This window comes from Rhodovulum sp. DZ06 (assembly GCF_050586345.1).
GTDB lineage: Bacteria > Pseudomonadota > Alphaproteobacteria > Rhodobacterales > Rhodobacteraceae > JBOCEF01.
The window spans coordinates 16788-33320 of the sequence record NZ_JBOCEF010000029.1 but is presented as its reverse complement, the minus strand read 5'-3'; the positions used below and the strand labels follow the sequence as shown (position 1 = coordinate 33320).

Annotated in this window: 15 protein-coding genes; 5 read left to right on the top strand and 10 right to left on the bottom strand. The window is 72.2% G+C overall.

Features of this window, described 5'->3' with window-relative positions:
* Nucleotides 1–4: 4 nt before the first annotated feature.
* The 5 genes from ACQ5SO_RS13360 to ACQ5SO_RS13340 all read right to left on the bottom strand — a co-directional run bounded on the left by ACQ5SO_RS13360 (nt 5) and on the right by ACQ5SO_RS13340 (nt 5987).
* The gene (locus ACQ5SO_RS13360; protein ID WP_430942110.1) at nt 5–1012 is read right to left on the bottom strand and encodes a hypothetical protein; all 1008 of its coding nucleotides are present in this window, start codon (nt 1010–1012) and stop codon (nt 5–7) included.
* Nucleotides 1013–1014: 2 nt separating this feature from the next.
* Entirely contained in the window at nt 1015–2475 is a 1461-nt protein-coding gene (gene flgK, locus ACQ5SO_RS13355) for a flagellar hook-associated protein FlgK (protein ID WP_430942109.1), read from the bottom strand.
* 39 nt (nt 2476–2514) lie between these two features.
* On the bottom strand, nt 2515–3831 hold the full coding sequence (locus ACQ5SO_RS13350; RefSeq protein WP_430942108.1) for a flagellar hook protein FlgE: 1317 nt from the start codon (nt 3829–3831) through the stop codon (nt 2515–2517).
* A gap of 222 nt (nt 3832–4053) precedes the next feature.
* Nucleotides 4054–5580: an exodeoxyribonuclease VII large subunit gene (xseA, locus tag ACQ5SO_RS13345; RefSeq protein ID WP_430942107.1), complete on the bottom strand. Its 1527-nt coding sequence runs from the start codon at nt 5578–5580 to the stop codon at nt 4054–4056.
* A 53-nt stretch (nt 5581–5633) separates the two neighbouring features.
* Nucleotides 5634–5987 carry a hypothetical protein gene (locus ACQ5SO_RS13340; RefSeq protein WP_430942106.1) on the bottom strand — a complete coding sequence of 118 codons (354 nt, stop codon included), beginning with the start codon at nt 5985–5987 and terminating at the stop codon, nt 5634–5636.
* Between the two features lie 82 nt (nt 5988–6069).
* Between ACQ5SO_RS13340 and ACQ5SO_RS13335 the strand changes: the two genes are divergently transcribed.
* Nucleotides 6070–6702 carry a GNAT family N-acetyltransferase gene (locus ACQ5SO_RS13335; RefSeq protein ID WP_430942105.1) on the top strand — a complete coding sequence of 211 codons (633 nt, stop codon included), beginning with the start codon at nt 6070–6072 and terminating at the stop codon, nt 6700–6702.
* Between the two features lie 189 nt (nt 6703–6891).
* Nucleotides 6892–7914: an aspartate-semialdehyde dehydrogenase gene (locus ACQ5SO_RS13330; RefSeq protein ID WP_430942104.1), complete on the top strand. Its 1023-nt coding sequence runs from the start codon at nt 6892–6894 to the stop codon at nt 7912–7914.
* 315 nt (nt 7915–8229) lie between these two features.
* Here ACQ5SO_RS13330 and ACQ5SO_RS13325 read toward each other — a convergent pair whose 3' ends face one another.
* The 5 genes from ACQ5SO_RS13325 to ACQ5SO_RS13305 all read right to left on the bottom strand — a co-directional run bounded on the left by ACQ5SO_RS13325 (nt 8230) and on the right by ACQ5SO_RS13305 (nt 12969).
* Nucleotides 8230–8565 (bottom strand): hypothetical protein, encoded by a 336-nt coding sequence (locus ACQ5SO_RS13325; RefSeq protein ID WP_430942103.1) that lies wholly within the window; start codon nt 8563–8565, stop codon nt 8230–8232.
* A 368-nt stretch (nt 8566–8933) separates the two neighbouring features.
* The gene (locus tag ACQ5SO_RS13320; protein ID WP_430942102.1) at nt 8934–9806 is read right to left on the bottom strand and encodes a VCBS repeat-containing protein; all 873 of its coding nucleotides are present in this window, start codon (nt 9804–9806) and stop codon (nt 8934–8936) included.
* Nucleotides 9806–10126: a 2Fe-2S iron-sulfur cluster-binding protein gene (locus ACQ5SO_RS13315; protein WP_430942101.1), complete on the bottom strand. Its 321-nt coding sequence runs from the start codon at nt 10124–10126 to the stop codon at nt 9806–9808. Before ACQ5SO_RS13315 ends, ACQ5SO_RS13320 begins: the two co-directional genes overlap by 1 nt.
* 121 nt (nt 10127–10247) lie before the next feature.
* Nucleotides 10248–11723 (bottom strand): MATE family efflux transporter, encoded by a 1476-nt coding sequence (locus ACQ5SO_RS13310; RefSeq protein ID WP_430942100.1) that lies wholly within the window; start codon nt 11721–11723, stop codon nt 10248–10250.
* Nucleotides 11724–11730: 7 nt separating this feature from the next.
* Nucleotides 11731–12969: an MFS transporter gene (locus ACQ5SO_RS13305; RefSeq protein ID WP_430942099.1), complete on the bottom strand. Its 1239-nt coding sequence runs from the start codon at nt 12967–12969 to the stop codon at nt 11731–11733.
* A gap of 204 nt (nt 12970–13173) precedes the next feature.
* Between ACQ5SO_RS13305 and ACQ5SO_RS13300 the strand changes: the two genes are divergently transcribed.
* The 3 genes from ACQ5SO_RS13300 to ACQ5SO_RS13290 all read left to right on the top strand — a co-directional run bounded on the left by ACQ5SO_RS13300 (nt 13174) and on the right by ACQ5SO_RS13290 (nt 16532).
* A complete protein-coding gene (locus tag ACQ5SO_RS13300) occupies nt 13174–14232 on the top strand; it encodes a YeeE/YedE thiosulfate transporter family protein (RefSeq protein ID WP_430942098.1) in 1059 nt (352 codons plus the stop codon).
* A gap of 184 nt (nt 14233–14416) precedes the next feature.
* On the top strand, nt 14417–15496 hold the full coding sequence (locus tag ACQ5SO_RS13295; RefSeq protein WP_430942097.1) for a YeeE/YedE family protein: 1080 nt from the start codon (nt 14417–14419) through the stop codon (nt 15494–15496).
* A gap of 166 nt (nt 15497–15662) precedes the next feature.
* Nucleotides 15663–16532 carry a hypothetical protein gene (locus tag ACQ5SO_RS13290; protein WP_430942096.1) on the top strand — a complete coding sequence of 290 codons (870 nt, stop codon included), beginning with the start codon at nt 15663–15665 and terminating at the stop codon, nt 16530–16532.
* Nucleotide 16533 lies beyond the last annotated feature (1 nt).

The window sequence follows — 16533 nt, the reverse complement described above, 5'->3', positions numbered from 1 at the left end:
CGGCTCACTGGATGAATCGGACGAAGCTGAGGGAGCGGGTCATGTTCTGGACGGTCAGCGCGGTCTCCAGCGCGCCCTGGATGCCGGTCAGGCGCGAGGCGGCCTCGTAGGGGTCGATGCCGACCACGTCGTTGAGGCGCATCTCCATCTGGGTGCGGGTGGTTTCGGCGTCGGTCTCGGCGCGCACGGCCTGTTCCTGCAACCCGCCCATGTCCGCCGACAGGTCGACCAGCCCGGGCTGGGCGCCGATCAGCGAGGCGGCGGCGAGGCTGAGGCTGTCGCCGACATCGGCGTCGGCCTGGGGCAGCCGCCCCTCCACCGTGCCGACCGCGAGGGCGAGGCCGAACAGCGCGCGCCGGAACGGGATGTCGAGGGCCGAGACGTCGAAATCCGCGTACTCGCCGTCATTCACCTGCATGCGGGTCGCCGAGGCGTCGCCGTTATAAGCGTCCGTTTCGTAGCCGCCGCCGGCGCCCAGGAACCAGTCGCGCAGCTGGTTGCGCATGTCGGCCGCGTCGGCCGCGCCGGACACGGCGGTGAAAGCGGCGTCGAGGATCTCCTCGGGCGGTTTCAGCGCCGCCTCGCCGACATTCGCGCCGGCGAACAGGCTGCGCCCGGCATACCGGGTGTTCAGCGCGCGCACCGAGGCGCCGAAGGCGTTGCGCGCGGTGTCGGCATGGCGCTTGGCGGTGGCGAGGTCGCCGCGCTGGGTCGCCGCCTCGATGTCCACGGCCAGGCCGTCGGTCGAGGCGCGCACCTGTTCGATGGCGTTGAGCGTCGTCTCGGCCCGTGCGCCGGCGCGCCGGGCCGCGGCGCTGAAGGCGGCCTTCGAGGCCGCGCCGGTTTCCAGGAGGTAGAGCTTGCGCATGTCCCCCCCGGCGGCCGCCGACAGGTCCTCGCGCTGGCCGGTGGTCAGCTCCCGCCCCGCGGAGGCGAGCTGCCTGGAGAGGTTGCTGGTCCGCAGGCGGAACAGCTGGTTGGAGAGGAGGTCGGGGACGCCGAGATTGGACATGATCAGATCTCCAGAAGGCGCTGGATCAGGGTGTCGACGGTCTGCAGAACCCGCGCGTTGGCGGCATAGGCCTGTTCGACCAGCAGCAGTTCGGCCAGCTCCTGGTCCGTGTCGACGCCGATCAGCGCGGCCTCGGCGGTGGCCGCGACCTCGAGCTGGGCGGTGCGCGAGTTGCGCATGTCGGTCGCCGCGGCGTTGGATTCGGCCACGGTGGCGGCAAGCTCGGCCGCGAGATTGCTGGAGGAATAGTCGCCGCCCACGCCCGCGTCGGCGGGGGCCGTGCGGGTGTCGGTCAGCGCATCCAGCATGCTGCGCAGGATCGAATCGTCGCCGGTCGGTCCCTCGGACACCGCGTTCACACCGTCGCGGATGCGCCAGGCCAGCCCGCCTTCCGCGGGGTCGACCGCGGCGTTCAGGCTGATCTGCCGGGCCGCGCCCTCGGGGCTCAGCGGGTCGAGCGCGAGGCTGCCGACGGTGAACAGGCCCGGGTCGCCGGGGGCCAGCGTCGGGTCGGCCGCCGGGTCCTGGAAGCGCGAGATCAGGTCCGCGGCATAGGCGTCGATCCGCGCGCCTTCCTCGACCCCGATCACGTCGCGCACTGTGAAGCTGGCTGACAGCGCGCCGCCGTCCAGCAGCCCGCCGCCGCGGCCGATCTCGATGGTCTCGCCGTTCAGCGTCAGGCCCGAGAGCGCGCCGCTTTCGACCGTCATGTCCTGGGTGATGACGCCGGTGGGCTGGAAGCCGAGCTCGTAGGACTTGCCGTCCACCAGCGCGCCGCCGCCCTTGCCGTAGACGGCGATCTGGCCGCCGCCGCGCGGGTAGGTCTTGATCGGGATCAGGCTCGAGACCTGGTCCACCAGGCGCTGGCGCTCATCCTCCAGCGCGGTCAGGTCCCCCCCGGAGGCGGAGCGGATCTGGATCTCCCGGTTGATCTGCTCGATCTGCTTGAGCGAGCTGTTCACGATGTTCACCTGCCGCGCGATGGTCGCGTCCGCGTCGACGCGGATCCGCGCGGTCTCGGTGGAGATGTTGTTGATCGTGCGCGTCAATTCCCGCGCGGCGCCGGCCACGCGGGACTGGAGAGACGCGCTCTCCGGGCTGTCGGCGAGATCGCGCAGCGCGATCTCGAACCCCGAGGCGCGGGCGGCGAGGCTGGTGCTCGACCCCGGCGCGCCCCAGGCGTCGGCCGCGCGCGCCCGCGCGGCCGCCACCACCCCCGCCTCGCCGTTCTCGGCCTCGAGGCGGCGGCGATCGGCCGTCGCCCGCGGGTCCGCGGCGCGCTGCATCCCCTCGACCCTGACCCCCGCGCCGATCCCTTCGAGATTTGCGGCGCCGAGCACCAGCGACTTGCGCGTGTACCCTTCGGTCATCGAGTTGGCGACGTTGTTGGAGATGACCTCGGCCGCCCTGGAGGAGGCGGTCAGGCCGCTATAGGCGTTATGGAGGGCGGAGGTGATGCTCATGACGTTCTCCGTGATACGGCCGGGACCTCAACCGGGCCGTCAGCGCTTGATGTTGGTCGTCTCCTGCAGCATCTCGTCCACGGTCTGGATGACCTTGGCGTTCGACGAGTAGGCGCGCTGGGTTTCGATAAGGTCCGTCAACTCGCCCGCGATGTCCGCGGTCGATTCCTGGAGCGCATAGCCGACGATGCTGCCGGTGGGGCCGCCGCCTGCATCCCACAGGTAGAGGGAGCCGGAGGCCTGCGTGAGGGAGAAGGTCTGGTTGTCCTCGGCCTTCAGCCCGTTCATGTTCGGCACGTCCGCAACGGGGATCTGGTAGATCACGCGCGTGTAGCCGGTGTCGTAGATCGCCGAGAGATACCCGTTCTCATCCACCTCGACCGAGGTGAGGGTGCCGACCGGCGTGCCGTTCTTGGTCACCGAGGTCGGCGCGAATTCCGCCGACAGCTGCGTCAGGTGCGAGGACGAGCCGGGCGAGCCGATCTGCAGCTGCATCGGGCCGCCCTCGACATTCACCTCGATCACGCCGTCGATCGGGTCGTAGGTGCCGCCCGAGAGCGGCGTGACGGAGAGCACGGCGCCGCCGGTGCCGCGGCTGTCGTCGAACACCACCTCGAACTCCGCGATCGGGTTCAGGGCCGGATCGGTGGCGCTGTCGTTCAGCGACATCGTCCAGGTGTTGGACGACCCGGTCGCCGGGATCGTCGGGGTGAAGGAGGCGTTCAGCGTCTGCGACGCGCCCACGTTGTCGAAATATTCCACCGGCACCGACAGCGTCGCGCCGGACGCGCCCGCCTGGGTCTGCGAGGCCGGAAGGTTCACGCCCAGTTCCATCTCCGTGGTCGGAGAGGCGGCGAAACGTTCCGAGTAGATCTCCACCGGCACCAGGCCCGCGGAGCTGTCGCGCGCCTGCACCGGGATGTTGCCGTCCGCATCCGCCGGCCAGCCGAGCAGCGCCAGGCCCGGCCCCGAGGAGGTGCGCAGCAGGCCATCCTTGTCCGGCCGGAACGACCCGGTCGGCGTCAGCAGCAGCGGCAGCTGGCCGACCGCGCCGTTCACCGCCGCCACCTGCGCCACGGGCAGCATGCCGCGGCCGGAAATCGCGATGTCGAGGGGGTTGTCCGAGGAGATCAGCGCGCCCTGCGCGTCCACTTCGCGAATCGCGGAGGAGCGGACGCCGCCGGCGGTGTAGGTGCCGCCGCCGCCATTGCCGATGGCGAGCGAATAGAAGTCCACGTCGGCCCGCTTGTAGCCCTTGGTCTTCGAGTTCGCGATGTTGTCCGCGATCGTCGCGAGCTTGCTGGCATTCACGCTCAGGCCCGTAACGCCCGCATTGAGCGAAGATGAGATGGTCATCGCATTCCCTTGGCTGCTCCGCCGACATTGTGTCGGCCCACATTCTGCGGAAGAGGACGCGGCGAACCCGTCGTCCCCTCGGCGCAAGGAAAAGCGACTCGGGGGCGGCGGGCGGTTCAGGCGCCACGTCCTGACGCACCGAAGCTGCGCGAAGAGTCTTTATCCCGCGTTAAGTCGCCTTGCGGCGTATCTCGAATGCGATGGAAGCCGCCGGGAAGGCGGTCAGAACAGCGAGCCCTGCGGATCGTCAGGCCCGGCTTTTTTCGTTGCCGCACGGGGCTTTCGCCGCGGCCTGGGCGGGGCTGGAACGGGCGGCTCGGCGGGCGCTTCGCCCGCCGGTTCGGGGGGCGGTCCCGCGGGCGCGCCCCCGTCGCCCGCCACCGCGCGCAGCGGGGCGCCCTCGGCCAGGTCGATCCGCAGCGCCGTTCCTTTCGGAGCCTGCGCCGCCGACTTAACCACGATCCCGCTTTCGGTGCGCACCACGGCGAATCCGCGGGCCAGCGTCGCCTTGTGCGAATAGCCCACCAGCAGCCGCGAAACCGCCCCGAGACGCTCCCGCCGCCGCTCCGACAGGCGGGCCAGCGCCGGGGCCATCCGCTCGGCCCGGTCCGCCAGGCGGTCGCGCCGCCGGGCCAGCGCGCCGGTCAGCAGCGCCGGGCCGAACCGCGCCGCGGGGCCGCGCGCCGCCAGCGCCCGGCGCCGCGCGGCGAAGGCCGACAGCGCCGCGGGCAGCCGCTGGGACAGGTGGTCGAGCCGCTGCGCCCGCTCGGCCAGGATCGCCTGCGGCCGGGGCAGGGCGCGGGACAGGTCCCGCAGCCGCCCCTTGCGGTCGGTCAGCATCCGCGCCGCCGCCCGCCGCCGCCGGTCCTCGAGCGCCGAGACCGCGCCCAGCAGCTCGGCCCGCACCGGCACCGCCATCTCGGCCGCCGCCGTCGGCGTCGGGGCGCGGACATCCGCGGCGTGGTCGATCAGCGTGGTGTCCGTTTCATGCCCGACGGCGGAGATCAGGGGAATCGCGCTCTCGGCCGCGGCGCGGACCACGATCTCCTCGTTGAAGCCCCAGAGATCCTCGATCGAGCCGCCGCCGCGCGCGACGATGATCACGTCGGGGCGCAGCGGGTGCCCCTCGGGCAGCGCGTTGAAGCCGCGGATGGCGGCGGCGACCTCGGTCTTGCAGCGCTCGCCCTGCACCGCGACGGGCCAGACCAGCACCTCGCGCGGGAACCGGTCCGAGACGCGGTGGAGGATGTCGCGGATCACGGCGCCCGAGGGCGAGGTGACCACGCCGATCCGCCGCGGCAGGAAGGGGGGGCGGCGCTTGGCGGAGGCGTCGAACAGCCCCTCGGCGGCCAGCGCCTGGCGGCGTTTTTCGAGCATCGCCATCAGCGCGCCGACCCCGGCGGGGGCGACGGACTCGATCACCAGCTGGTAGCGCGACTGGCCGGGGAAGGTGGTCAGGCGGCCGGTCGCGACCACCTCCATCCCCTCTTCCGGCTGCACCTCGAGCCGCGCGGCGACGCCCTTCCAGCACACCGCGGCCAGCACCGAGCGGTCGTCCTTCAGGTCAAGGTAGAGGTGCCCCGAGCGCGGCCGCGACACCCGCCCCACCTCGCCGCGCACGCGGACATGGCTGAAGGCGCCCTCGACCACGCGTTTGACCCCCTGCGACAGCTCGGAGACGCTGAATTCAGGGGCGTTGCCAGGGGGGGCGTCGGCCTCGGGGCCGTCATCGTCGAAGAGGTCGATCATGGGGGCGGAGCCTAGCCGCGCGCCGCCCCGGGGGCCAGAGGGGATCGGCGGGATCAGCGCCCCGGAAGCGCCACCGTGAGCGTCGTCGGCGCCCAGCCATGGACGCTGTCGCGCGCCTCGATCCGCACCTCGGAGACGCCGGCGGGAATGCGCACGCCGGAGAGGGCGCGGGTGAAGGGCTGCTCCGTCTCGTGCGGGTGCAGCAACGTGCGCGTGCCCAGCACCGCGCCGTCCGGGCCCAGCACCCGCCAGGCGTCGGCGTAATGGTCCCAGCCCGTGTCGCCATGGCGGAGCGTCACGTCGAAGCGCCAGCCCCCGGCCCCCTCGCGGGCTTCGGCGGCGACGATCTCCACCTCTCCGGCGAGGGCGGGCAGGGGCAGCAGGGCGAGGAGAAGGACGAGGCGCATGGGATCGGCTCCGGCGGTTGCGATGCGCGCAGACTACCGCGCCAGGCGCCCACGGCGCGCTCACGGATGGGCGAGGCGCGGTTTGCGCTTCCCCGCCGCCGCGCCTGCGGGCATCTTCTCGGCCATGGACGGGTTCGCCATCACCGCGCCGCTGCCCGAGAGGTTCCGCGAGGACGCCGCGGCGCTCTATCTCTCCGCCTTCGAAGGCAAGCTCGGCCCGCTGCTCGGGCGCGGGGGGCGGGCGCGCGCCTTCCTCGCCGACTGCATCCGCCCGGCCAACGGCATCGCCGCGCTCAGCCGCGACGGGACGGTCCTGCTCGGCGTCGCCGGCATCCAGGACCGGCGCGGGGGCTTCATCGGCGGCGGGATGCCCGAGCTGATCCGCCATTACGGCGCCCTCGGCGGCCCGGTCCGCGGCTTCGCGCTGACGGCGCTGGAGCGGGAGGCGCGGGCGGGCGCCTTGCAGATGGACGGGCTGTGCGTGGCCGAGGCCGCCCGCGGGCAGGGGGTGGGGGGCGCCCTGCTGCACGCCGTGGCGGCCGAGGCGCGGGCGCGGGGGCTGCGGCAGGTCCGGCTCGACGTCATCGACGCCAACAAGCGGGCGGCCGCCCTTTATCGCCGCCATGGATACGAAGACGTGGGCCGGACCGAGCTGGGCCCGCTGCGGCACCTGTTCGGCTTTCGCGCCGCGACCACCATGGCGCTCAGCGTCTGAAAACGCCGCGCGCCCGCACCCGCGTCCACCCGCACCTGCCCGCGCCCGCGCGCGACCTAGCCCGCCGCCGCGCCGTTGCAATCGCGCCATTGTGCGGCGCCGCGCGCGCGCGCCGCGCAGGCGCCCCCTGTCAACCCGCCGCGGGAGCGTGTAGAAGGCTCCGCCAATCCAAAGTTACAGGAGCAGGAGATGGGTTACCGGATCGCCGTCGTCGGCGCCACGGGCAACGTGGGCCGCGAAATGCTGAACATCCTCGCCGAGCGCGAGTTCCCCGTGGACGAGATCGTCGCCCTGGCGTCGCGCCGTTCGCTGGGCACTGAAGTCAGCTTCGGCGACAAGACCCTCACCACCAAGGACCTCGACGCGTTCGACTTCACCGGCTGGGACATGGCGCTCTTCGCCATCGGCTCGGACGCCACGAAGAAATACGCGCCCATCGCCGCCAAGGCCGGCTGCGTGGTGATCGACAACTCGTCGCTCTACCGTTACGAGCCCGACATCCCGCTGATCGTGCCCGAGTGCAACCCGGACGCGGTCGAGGGCTATTCCAAGCGCAACATCATCGCCAACCCCAACTGCTCCACCGCGCAGATGGTCGTGGCGCTGAAGCCGCTGCATGACCGCGCGAAGATCAAGCGCGTGGTGGTGTCGACCTACCAGTCCGTCTCCGGCGGCGGCAAGGACGCGATGGATGAACTCTGGCTCCAGACCAAGGGCATGTACGTGCCCGGCCAGGAGGTCGAGGCCAACAAGTTCACCAAGCAGATCGCGTTCAACGTGATCCCGCATATCGACAAGTTCATGGAAGACGGCTCCACCAAGGAAGAGTGGAAGATGGTGGTTGAGACGAAGAAGATCGTCGACCCGTCCATCAAGGTCACCGCCACCTGCGTGCGCGTGCCGGTCTTCGTCGGCCACTCGGAATCGATCAACATCGAGTTCGAGGAGTTCCTCGATGAAGACGAGGCCCGGGACATCCTGCGCGAGGCGCCGGGGATCCTGGTCGTCGACAAGCGCGAGGACGGCGGCTACACGACCCCGGTCGAATGCGTGGGCGATTTCGCCACCTTCATCAGCCGCATCCGCCAGGACTCGACCATCGAGAACGGCCTGAACCTGTGGTGCGTCTCGGACAACCTGCGCAAGGGCGCGGCCCTGAACGCGGTGCAGATCGCCGAGCTGCTCGGCCGCCGCTGCCTGAAGAAGGGCTGAGGCCCCGCGGGCCCGCCGCCCGCACGGCGCGGAAACACGGGCCGGGAACGCGGACCGGGAACGCGGACCGGAACAAAAGAAGGGGGAGCGCGGCGACGCGCTCCCCCTTTTCGCGTTCCGGGCGGCCCCCTCGACCGCCCGGAACCCCCGCCGGGCCCGGACGAGGCCCCCCTCGGCCCCCGTCCGGTCCGCCCGCCCGGCGCCGCCCATGGCCCCCCTCGGGCCCGGGCCGCATCCTGGCGGCGGGGCGGATCCCCGGCGGGATCCGCATGCCTCGCCGGGCGCCCCCTCGCGGGCGGCCCGGCCCGGCGCCGGTCAGGCGCCGTAATCCTTGCCGCCGCAGAACAGCGGCCGGTCGCTCGTCTCGATGGTCAGGGTCAGCTTCTCCGGCCCGGTCTCGAGCCGCGCCAGCACGGTGTCCTCGTCGCGGCGCATCGACCAGCAGATCTCCTCGCCCGGCGCATCGGCATATTGGAAACAGGTCCGGTCCGCGCGCGCGGCCAGCCGCCCGTCGACGCAGATCCCGGTGGGCGAGCTCCAGATCACCCGGTCGCCCCCGAGATGCTGCTCCGCCCCGATCACTTCCCCCGAGGCGTCGCGGTAGATCAGCGTTTTCGCAGCGGCGAAGCGCACGAATTCTTCGGCGTTCATTGAAATGGCGTCCGCCGGGCCGGCGGCGGCGTTCATCTGTGTGGCGGCGGCGCATACGGTCGCGACGGCCAAAATCCGTCCGACCGAGCGCCGGACTGCGCCCGTTCTGCATGTCATTCTTGTCGGTCCCTCTTCCCGCTTCCCTCAAAGCGATCCGATACATGAACAATAGAATGCACGCGGGGGGACGCCACAGTGAAATGGATGCAACGTCAATTTTAACGTTTTCGCGGCGGTGCAACTCGCCTCTTGGTGGTTCGCTTCACCACCTTCGCATTCGAAAAGGGGGTATGACGGGCGCCCGTATGGGCCGCCCGGTTTCTAAAGTCGCGCTGAAGCCAAGGAAACTGGCATGAGCGATACGCGAATCAACGCGCCGCCGTCTCCGTGCAATCGCGGGACGGGGTTCCGCTCCCCGGAACGTAAGGCTCCGATATTAATGAATCATTTCTCAGCCGCACCCGCATCACCCGTTCGTGGGAGAGGTCGGGCAGGATCAGCGCCGCGCCGTCGCCGCAGGGCGCGACCGCGCCCGCGATCCGGTCCTCGCCGATGCGGTGGTTCGAAAACCCGGCCCGGGCCGCGACCGGGACCAGCGCGTCGCCTTGCAACCGGAACACGCGCAGGATGCCGCGCAGGTGCGGGGTCTCGACCCAGGCGATCTCCACCGCGCCGTCGCCGTCGAGATCGCCCCACCCCGCGGGGGCGAGCCAGCGGAAGCCCCGCCCGATCGGCGGCGCGGCGGCGAGGCGCGCCAGGCGCGGGGTCCCGTTCGCCGCCCGCTCCAGCACCCACAGCGCCAGCCGCGCGCCGACCCCCGGCGCGCTTTCGACCGCGACCAGCGCGAGGCGGCCGTCGGGCAGCGGCAGGGGGCGGGGGGCCAGGTCCTCGAACACCGCCGGGGCGGGGAGCTCGGCGAAGGCGGTCTCGCCCGAGGAAAAGCGCAGCAGGATGCGGCTCCATTCCGGGGTGGGGCCGAGCACGTCATGGCCGTAGCGCCGGACCGCCCCGCCATAGCAGGCCGCCGCGGCGGGGGGCGGGGCGGGGACGCAGTTCTCCGGGCCGACGCGGGCGGCGGCCTCGGGGCCCCAGGCCGCCGCGTCCCAGCGGTCCCGGGCCGGGTCCTGCGCGGCGGCGGCCCCCGGACATGCAAACGCCGCCGCCATCAGGACGGCGGCGGCGCGTCGGCGCAGGCGCGCCCCCTGTCCCGGCGATGCGGGGCGGGGGGCGGGGCGCGTCATCAGATCTGCTTCTCGGGCATGCGGACCACCAGGCCCTCCAGCTCGGGCGTCACCCGCAGCTGGCAGGTGAGGCGGGAGTTCGGCTTCGGCTCGAACGCGAAGTCGAGCATGTCCTCCTCCATGCCCTCGCGCGCGGGCAGCTTCTCCACCCAGGCCGGGTCCACGTAGACATGGCAGGTCGAGCAGGCGCAGGCGCCGCCGCAATCGGCCTCGATGCCCGGCACGTCGTTGTCGCGCGCGCCTTCCATCACCGTCAGCCCCTCGGGCACGTCCACGACATGCTCGGTCCCGCCGAACTCGATGTAAGTGATCTTGACCATACCGTCCTCCTGTCCCTCCGGCGCCGAAAGCTATGGCGGCGGAGGGTTGTCATGTCAACACGCCGGGGCGGTCCCGACGCGCCCGAGTCGGGTTCTTCTGTGACCGCAGCCCGGCCCGGCGTCAATGGGACCCGGCGCTGCGCCGCAGGCGGAAGCGCCGGCGCGGCGCGGCGGCGACAGGATGGGGCGGGGGCAGGTCCTTCAGGAAGCGCCAGCCGAGGGGCACGGCGACGACGCCCACGGTCAGCGCCGCCAGCCCTTGCGCATAGACCGCGCCCGCGGCCCCGAAGGGCGCCGACAGGGCCAGGATCCACAGCCAGGTCGCCGCGCCGTCCCGCGCCCAGTTCACCGCCGAGGCGTAGATCGGACGCCCCAGCACGTTGTAGGCCGAGTTCACCACGAAGATGCAGCCCGCGAACAGGAAGCCCCCCGCGCCCAGCCAGGCGAAGGAGAGCAGCACCTCGCGCCCAGCGGGGGGCAGGTTGAACCAGCCCGCCGCCGCGTCCGCGCCCAGCGCCAGGATCGCCCAGGCGACGCATATATAGAGACAGCAGAACAGCAGCCCGTCGCGGAAGGTGCGCCGCACCCGCTCCATCTGCCCGGCGCCGTAGTTCTGCCCGAAGATCCCCCCGACCGAGGCCGAGAGCGCGAAGATCCCCCCGAAGGCCAGCACCGACAGGCGCACCGTCACCGACCAGCCCGCCATCGCGTCGGTCCCGTGCGCGGCCACCGCGTCGGTCAGAAGATAGTTGCTCACCGGCGTCGACATCTGCGTGAGGGTCGCCGGACCCGCCACCGCCATGATCGGCCCGAGGTTGCGGCGCAGCGCGCAGAGGGACGGGCGGGCGCAGAGGTCATGCACCTTCACCACCCCCCAGAACCCCAGCGCGCAGGAGGCCGCGCGCGCGAACACCATCGCCCCCGCCGCCCCGTCGATCCCGAGGCCCATGCCGATCGGCAGCCCGAAGATCTCGTCGAAGATCATCAGCGGGTCGAGCGCCACCGACACCAGCGCCGAGGCCGAGGTCACCAGCATCGCCCGTTTCGCATCCCCCTCGGCCCGCATGATCGACCCGCCGATCATCGCCAGCCCCATCAGCGGCATCGAGGGGGCCGAGATGGCGAGGAACCGCGCCGCCGCCTCCAGCGCCTCGCCTTCCGCGTTCAGCGCCCGCAGGATCGGGTAGCGCAGCGCCACCGCCGCCGCCGACAGCAGGGCGATGGCCAGGAAGGTGATGACATAGGCGGCCGAGGCGGCCTCGCGCGCCCGCTGCCGGTCGCGGGCGCCGAGCGCGCGCGACACCAGCGCCGTCGCGGCGATGGACGCCGCCAATCCCAGCGAGACGATGAAGAACTGGATCGTCCAGGCGAAGCCGACCGCGGCGGTCAGCGCCTCGTCCTGGAGCTGCGCAATGTAAAGGAGCGTCACCCCGTCCACGAGGAACATCAGCGTCAGCCCGACCGCCCCCGACAGGGTCATCACCGCCACGTGGCGCATGATGGACCCGCTGGTGAAGCGCCCCTCGGGCGCCATCGGCGGAGGGGGCGGGGCAGGGCTCGCGGTCGGCGCGGCGCCCGCCAGGTCGCTGTCGCTCATGCCCCGCTCACTCCGCCGCCGCCGCGGGCAGGGGACGGGCCAGCGCCGTCTGCATCCCCGGCGCCGGGTGGCGCGGGACCAGCAGGGCGAGCCCGAGGCTGCCGCAGGCCAGGATCGCGGCCAGCCCGAACACCGCGGCCGGAGAGCTCATCCACAGAAGGCCCAGCGCCGCGGGCAGGAACACCGCCGCCACGTGGTTGATCGTGAAGGCCACCGCCGCGGTCGGCGCGATGTCCCCGGGCGCGGAGATCTTCTGGAAATAGGTTTTCTGCGCGAAGGCCATGGCGAAGAGCAGGTGGTCGATGACATAGAGCGCGGCCGCCAGCCAGGCGGGCCAGTCGAAATAGTAGATCCCCGCATAGGCGGCGAAGACGGTGATCAGCCCGGCGTATTCCAGGCTCAGCGCCAGCCGCTCGCCGAACCGGGCGATGAACCGGCCGACCACCGGCGCGAAGACCATGTTCGCGACGTAGTTGATCAGGAACAGCGCCGTGACCTCGTGCACGTCGAAGCCGAACTTCTCGACCATCATGAAGGCCGCGAACACCACGAAGATCTGCCGCCGCGCCCCGGCGAAGAGCTGCAGCGCGTAATAGAGCCAGTAGCGCTTGCGCAGGATCATCTTCTTTTCCTGCGGGTGCGGCGACTGGAACTGCGGGTAGAGCGCCCAGGCCGCCAGCGCCACCGCGCAGGTCGCGATCCCGCCCGCGGCGTAGACGAAGCCGTAAGACAGGTCGAACGCCTTCCACGCGCCCACGATCAGCCCGTAGGCCACGAGGCTGCTGGCCGAGCCCGCGGCCAGGATCCAGCCCAGCGCCTTCGGGGCGTCCTCCTTCGGAAGCCATTGCAGCTGCAGCGACTGGTTCACCGTCTCGTAGTAGTGGAAGCCCAAGCTGCCGATGAAGGTGGTGATCAGCAGCCCCCCGAAGGTCGGGAAGGCCGCCGTCACCGCCGTCGCCGCCCCCAGCATCAGCAGGGAGATCAGCGCCAGCGCCTGTTCGCGCACGAACAGGATCACCGCGATCACGCCGATCGCCGCGAAGCCCGGGATCTCGCGCACCGATTGCAGCCAGCCGATGTCCTGCCCGTCGAACCCCGCCGCCTCGATGACGAAGTTGTTCAGCAGCGCGCTCCAGGTCGCGAAGGCCAGCGGCATCCCCGCCGCCATCAGGATCAGAAGGCCGAGCGGGCGGCGCCAGGCGGGAAGCGCGGCGGCGTCGGCGAGGGTCATCGGTTGTCGGGTCATAAGGCTCCCTTACTCCCGAATCCCGTTTCTGGCGAGCGGGTTTTTCGCCGCTGGCCCGGGGCGCCCGCGAGCATGGTTAATAATCCGAATCATGAATGTGAAATAATTCGTGGTTTGAAATCTGGTGTGGAATGCCTCACCTACCCTTCACGAAGTGGAAAATGTTCCGCGCCGAGGGGCGCTGATGGGGAATCGGAGGGACGCATGTTCGAAGATCTGGGTCTTGAGGGCTGGACGCCCGTCGAAGCCGCGCTGCTGCTCGGCGCCGTGCTGGGGCTGGTTTTCGGGCTGCTCGCGCAGCGCTCGCGCTTCTGCCTGCGCCGCGCGCTGGTCGGCGAGACCGGGGAGCGCCGCGGCGCCGCCGCCGTCTGGCTCACCGCCCTCGCCACCGCGATGATCGGGATGCAGGTCGCCGTCGCGCAGGAATGGATTTATCTCGAGGACACGCGCTTCGCGGCCGAGACCCTGCCCCTGGGGGCGCTGATCGTCGGCGGGCTGATGTTCGGCGCCGGGATGGTGCTGACCCGCGGCTGCGCCTCGCGCCTCACGGTGCTGGCCGCCTCGGGCAACCTGCGCGCGGGGCTGTGCGTGCTGGTCTTCGCCGTCGCCGCGCACGCCACGATGAAGGGGGCGCTGGCCTGGTTCCCGCCGCTGCTGGCGGGGGGCGAGCTGGAGATGGCGCCGACCCTCGACGCCGCGACCGGCCTGCCGGGCTGGGCCTTCGCCGCCGCGGTCGCCGCGCTGGCCGTCCTCGCCGCCGCGGGGCGCAAGGCCTCCGTGGGCGCGCTGGCCGCGGGCGCGGTGATCGGCCTGCTGGTCCCCGCGGCCTGGGTCGGCACCGGCTACGTGCTGCTCGATGATTTCGACCCGATCGCCTTCGAATCGCTCGCCTTCACCCGCCCGGGGACCGAGGCGCTGTTCTGGACCGTCGCCGGCACCGCCGTGCCCGCGGGCTTCGGCGTGGGCTTCATCGGCGGCGTGCTGGGGGGCGCCTTCCTCGCCGCCGCCGGATCGCGCGAGCTGCGCTTCGCCAGCTTCGAGGCGCCGGGCCAGGCGGGCCGCTACCTGCTGGGCGCGCTGCTGATGGGCGTGGGCGGCGTGGTCGCGGGCGGCTGCACCGTGGGCGCCGGCCTTGCGGGGGTTCCGACCCTCGGGGTCTCGGCCCTCGCGGCGCTGGTCGCGATGGCGCTCGGCGCGGTGCTGACCGATTTCGCCCTGGGCCTCGGCGCCCCGCGCGGCGCCCGGGCCGTCGCCGCAGAATAACCGCCATAACCGCCCCCCTGCACGCACCCGCTTCGATGATGTCGCGTCCCCGCCCGGGGGCGCGACATTCTCATTTCTGCGCATGTGATCTGAATCAAGGCGGGCCGCGCGGCCGCGATGGTATCCCCCGGCAATCGTTTTGAGCGGGCGCAGCACGTCGCCCGCGCCTTCGGGGGGACGCGCCATGGATCTCGAACCCATCATCGAGCTTGTCGGAGAGCCCGCGACCGCGGCGCTCGGCGGCCTTGTCCTCGGGGCCGTGTTCGGGGCGGCGGCGCAGCGGTCGCAGTTCTGCCTGCGCGCCTCGGCGGTCGAATTCGCGCGCGGACGCCTCGGGCCGCGCATGGCGGTGTGGCTGCTGACCTTCTCCACCGCGCTGTTCTGGACGCAGCTGTTCGTCAACATGGACGTGCTGAACCTGTCCGAGGCGCGGATGCTGGCCCAGCCCGGCTCGATCTCGGGCGCCGTCATCGGCGGGCTGATGTTCGGGGGCGGCATGGTGCTGGCGCGCGGCTGCTCGGGGCGGCTGCTGGTGCTGTCGGCCACCGGCAACCTGCGGGCGCTGATCGCGGGGCTCGTGTTCGCCGCCGTCGCGCAGATGAGCCTGCGCGGCGCCCTCGCCCCGGCGCGCGAGGCGATCGCGGGGCTGTGGATCACCGGCGGGTCGAATATCGAGCTGTCGGGCGCGCTCGGCCTCGGGCCGCGCGCGGGGCTGCTGTTCGGGGTGCTGTTCGCGGGGGTGGCGCTGGTGATCGCGGCGAAGAACAAGGTGAGCTGGATGACCCTGCTCGGCGGCTCGGGCGTAGGGTTCACCGTGGCGGCGGGCTGGTGGTTCACGCAGACGCTGTCCTACCAGGCCTTCGACCCGGTGCAGGTCGAGAGCCTGACCTTCTCCGGCCCCTCGGCCGACACGCTGATGTGGTTCCTGACGCCGGAGCCGGAGCTTGATTTCGACGTCGGCCTGGTGCCGGGCGTGGCCCTCGGGGCCGCCGTCTCGGCGCTGCTGGCGCGGCAGTGGCAGTGGCAGGGCTTCGATCAGAGCCACGGGATGCCGCGCTACCTGATCGGCGCGGCGATGATGGGCTTCGGCGCGATGCTGGCCGGGGGCTGCGCCATCGGCGCGGGGGTCACCGGCGGCTCGGCGCTGGCGCTGACGGCCTGGGTGGCGCTGACCTGCATGTGGCTGGGCGCCGTGGCCGCCGACCGGCTGGTGGACCGCGGCGGCGCCCCGGCGCCCGCGCCCGCGGCGGCCCCGGCGGAGTAAGCCGCGCGGACAGGGACGGGAAGGGGGCCGCGCGCCCCCCTTTCGCGTCGCGTTCACGTCGCGGGGGCGGCGCCTGTCCCCGCTTCGGAAACGGTTCGCCCACGCGCCCGTGATCGCGCGCCCCGCGCCCCCGCGCTAGGCTGAGCGGCGAAGGAGGGCCCGCCCCATGCCGCACCGACCGATCCTCGCCGCCGCCCTGGCCTGCGCCCTCGCCGCCCCGGCCCTGGCCGAGGGCCCCGCCGCGCCGCCCTTCGCCGCCTTCGACGGCGCCTCGGAGCAGGTCCTCGCCGACCCGCATGACCTGGTGATCGGCCCGGACGGGCGGCTCTATGTCGCCGACAAGTTCGCGGGCCGCATCGCGGTGTTCGACCCCGACACGCTGGAGCTGGTCGACAGCATCGGCGGCGGCGCCCTGGTCGCGGTGCGCGATGTCGGCTTCATGCCCGACGGGCGCATGGTGGTCGCCGCCTCCGGCCTCGGGCAGGTGCTGGTCTATGACGTCTCCGGCGAGGCGCCGCAGCTGGTCGAAAGCCTGCCCGCCCCGGGGACCGAGGGCGCGCTGGCGCATTCCAACGGCCGCATCTACGCGATGGTCAACGGCGCCTGCGCCGTCGCGGCCTATGAGGGGGACGAGGTGGTGAAGGCCGTCCGGGTGCCCTGCGGCGGGCATGACGTGGCCGAGGGGCCGGACGGCTCGATCTGGGCGCCGGACCTGCGCACGGGCTTCGTCGCGCGGTTCTCCCCGGATCTCGACTATCTCGGCGGGGTCGGCGGGCCGCACACGGGCTGCATCGGCGCGCGCTACCTGGCCTTCGACTTCGCCGGCCGCATGGCGGTGACCTGCCAGGAGGGGCACGCCGTGGTCCTGATCGACCCGGCGACCGACACGCTGGTCGGCGCCATCGGCGACGGGACGCCCGGCATGGGCCCGGGCAAGTTCGACGACCCGGAAGGCGCGGCGAATGATGGCGCGCGCTGGTTCTTCTCGGACAGCGACAACAACCGGATCGTGCGCTACGCGGTGGTGACGAACTGAG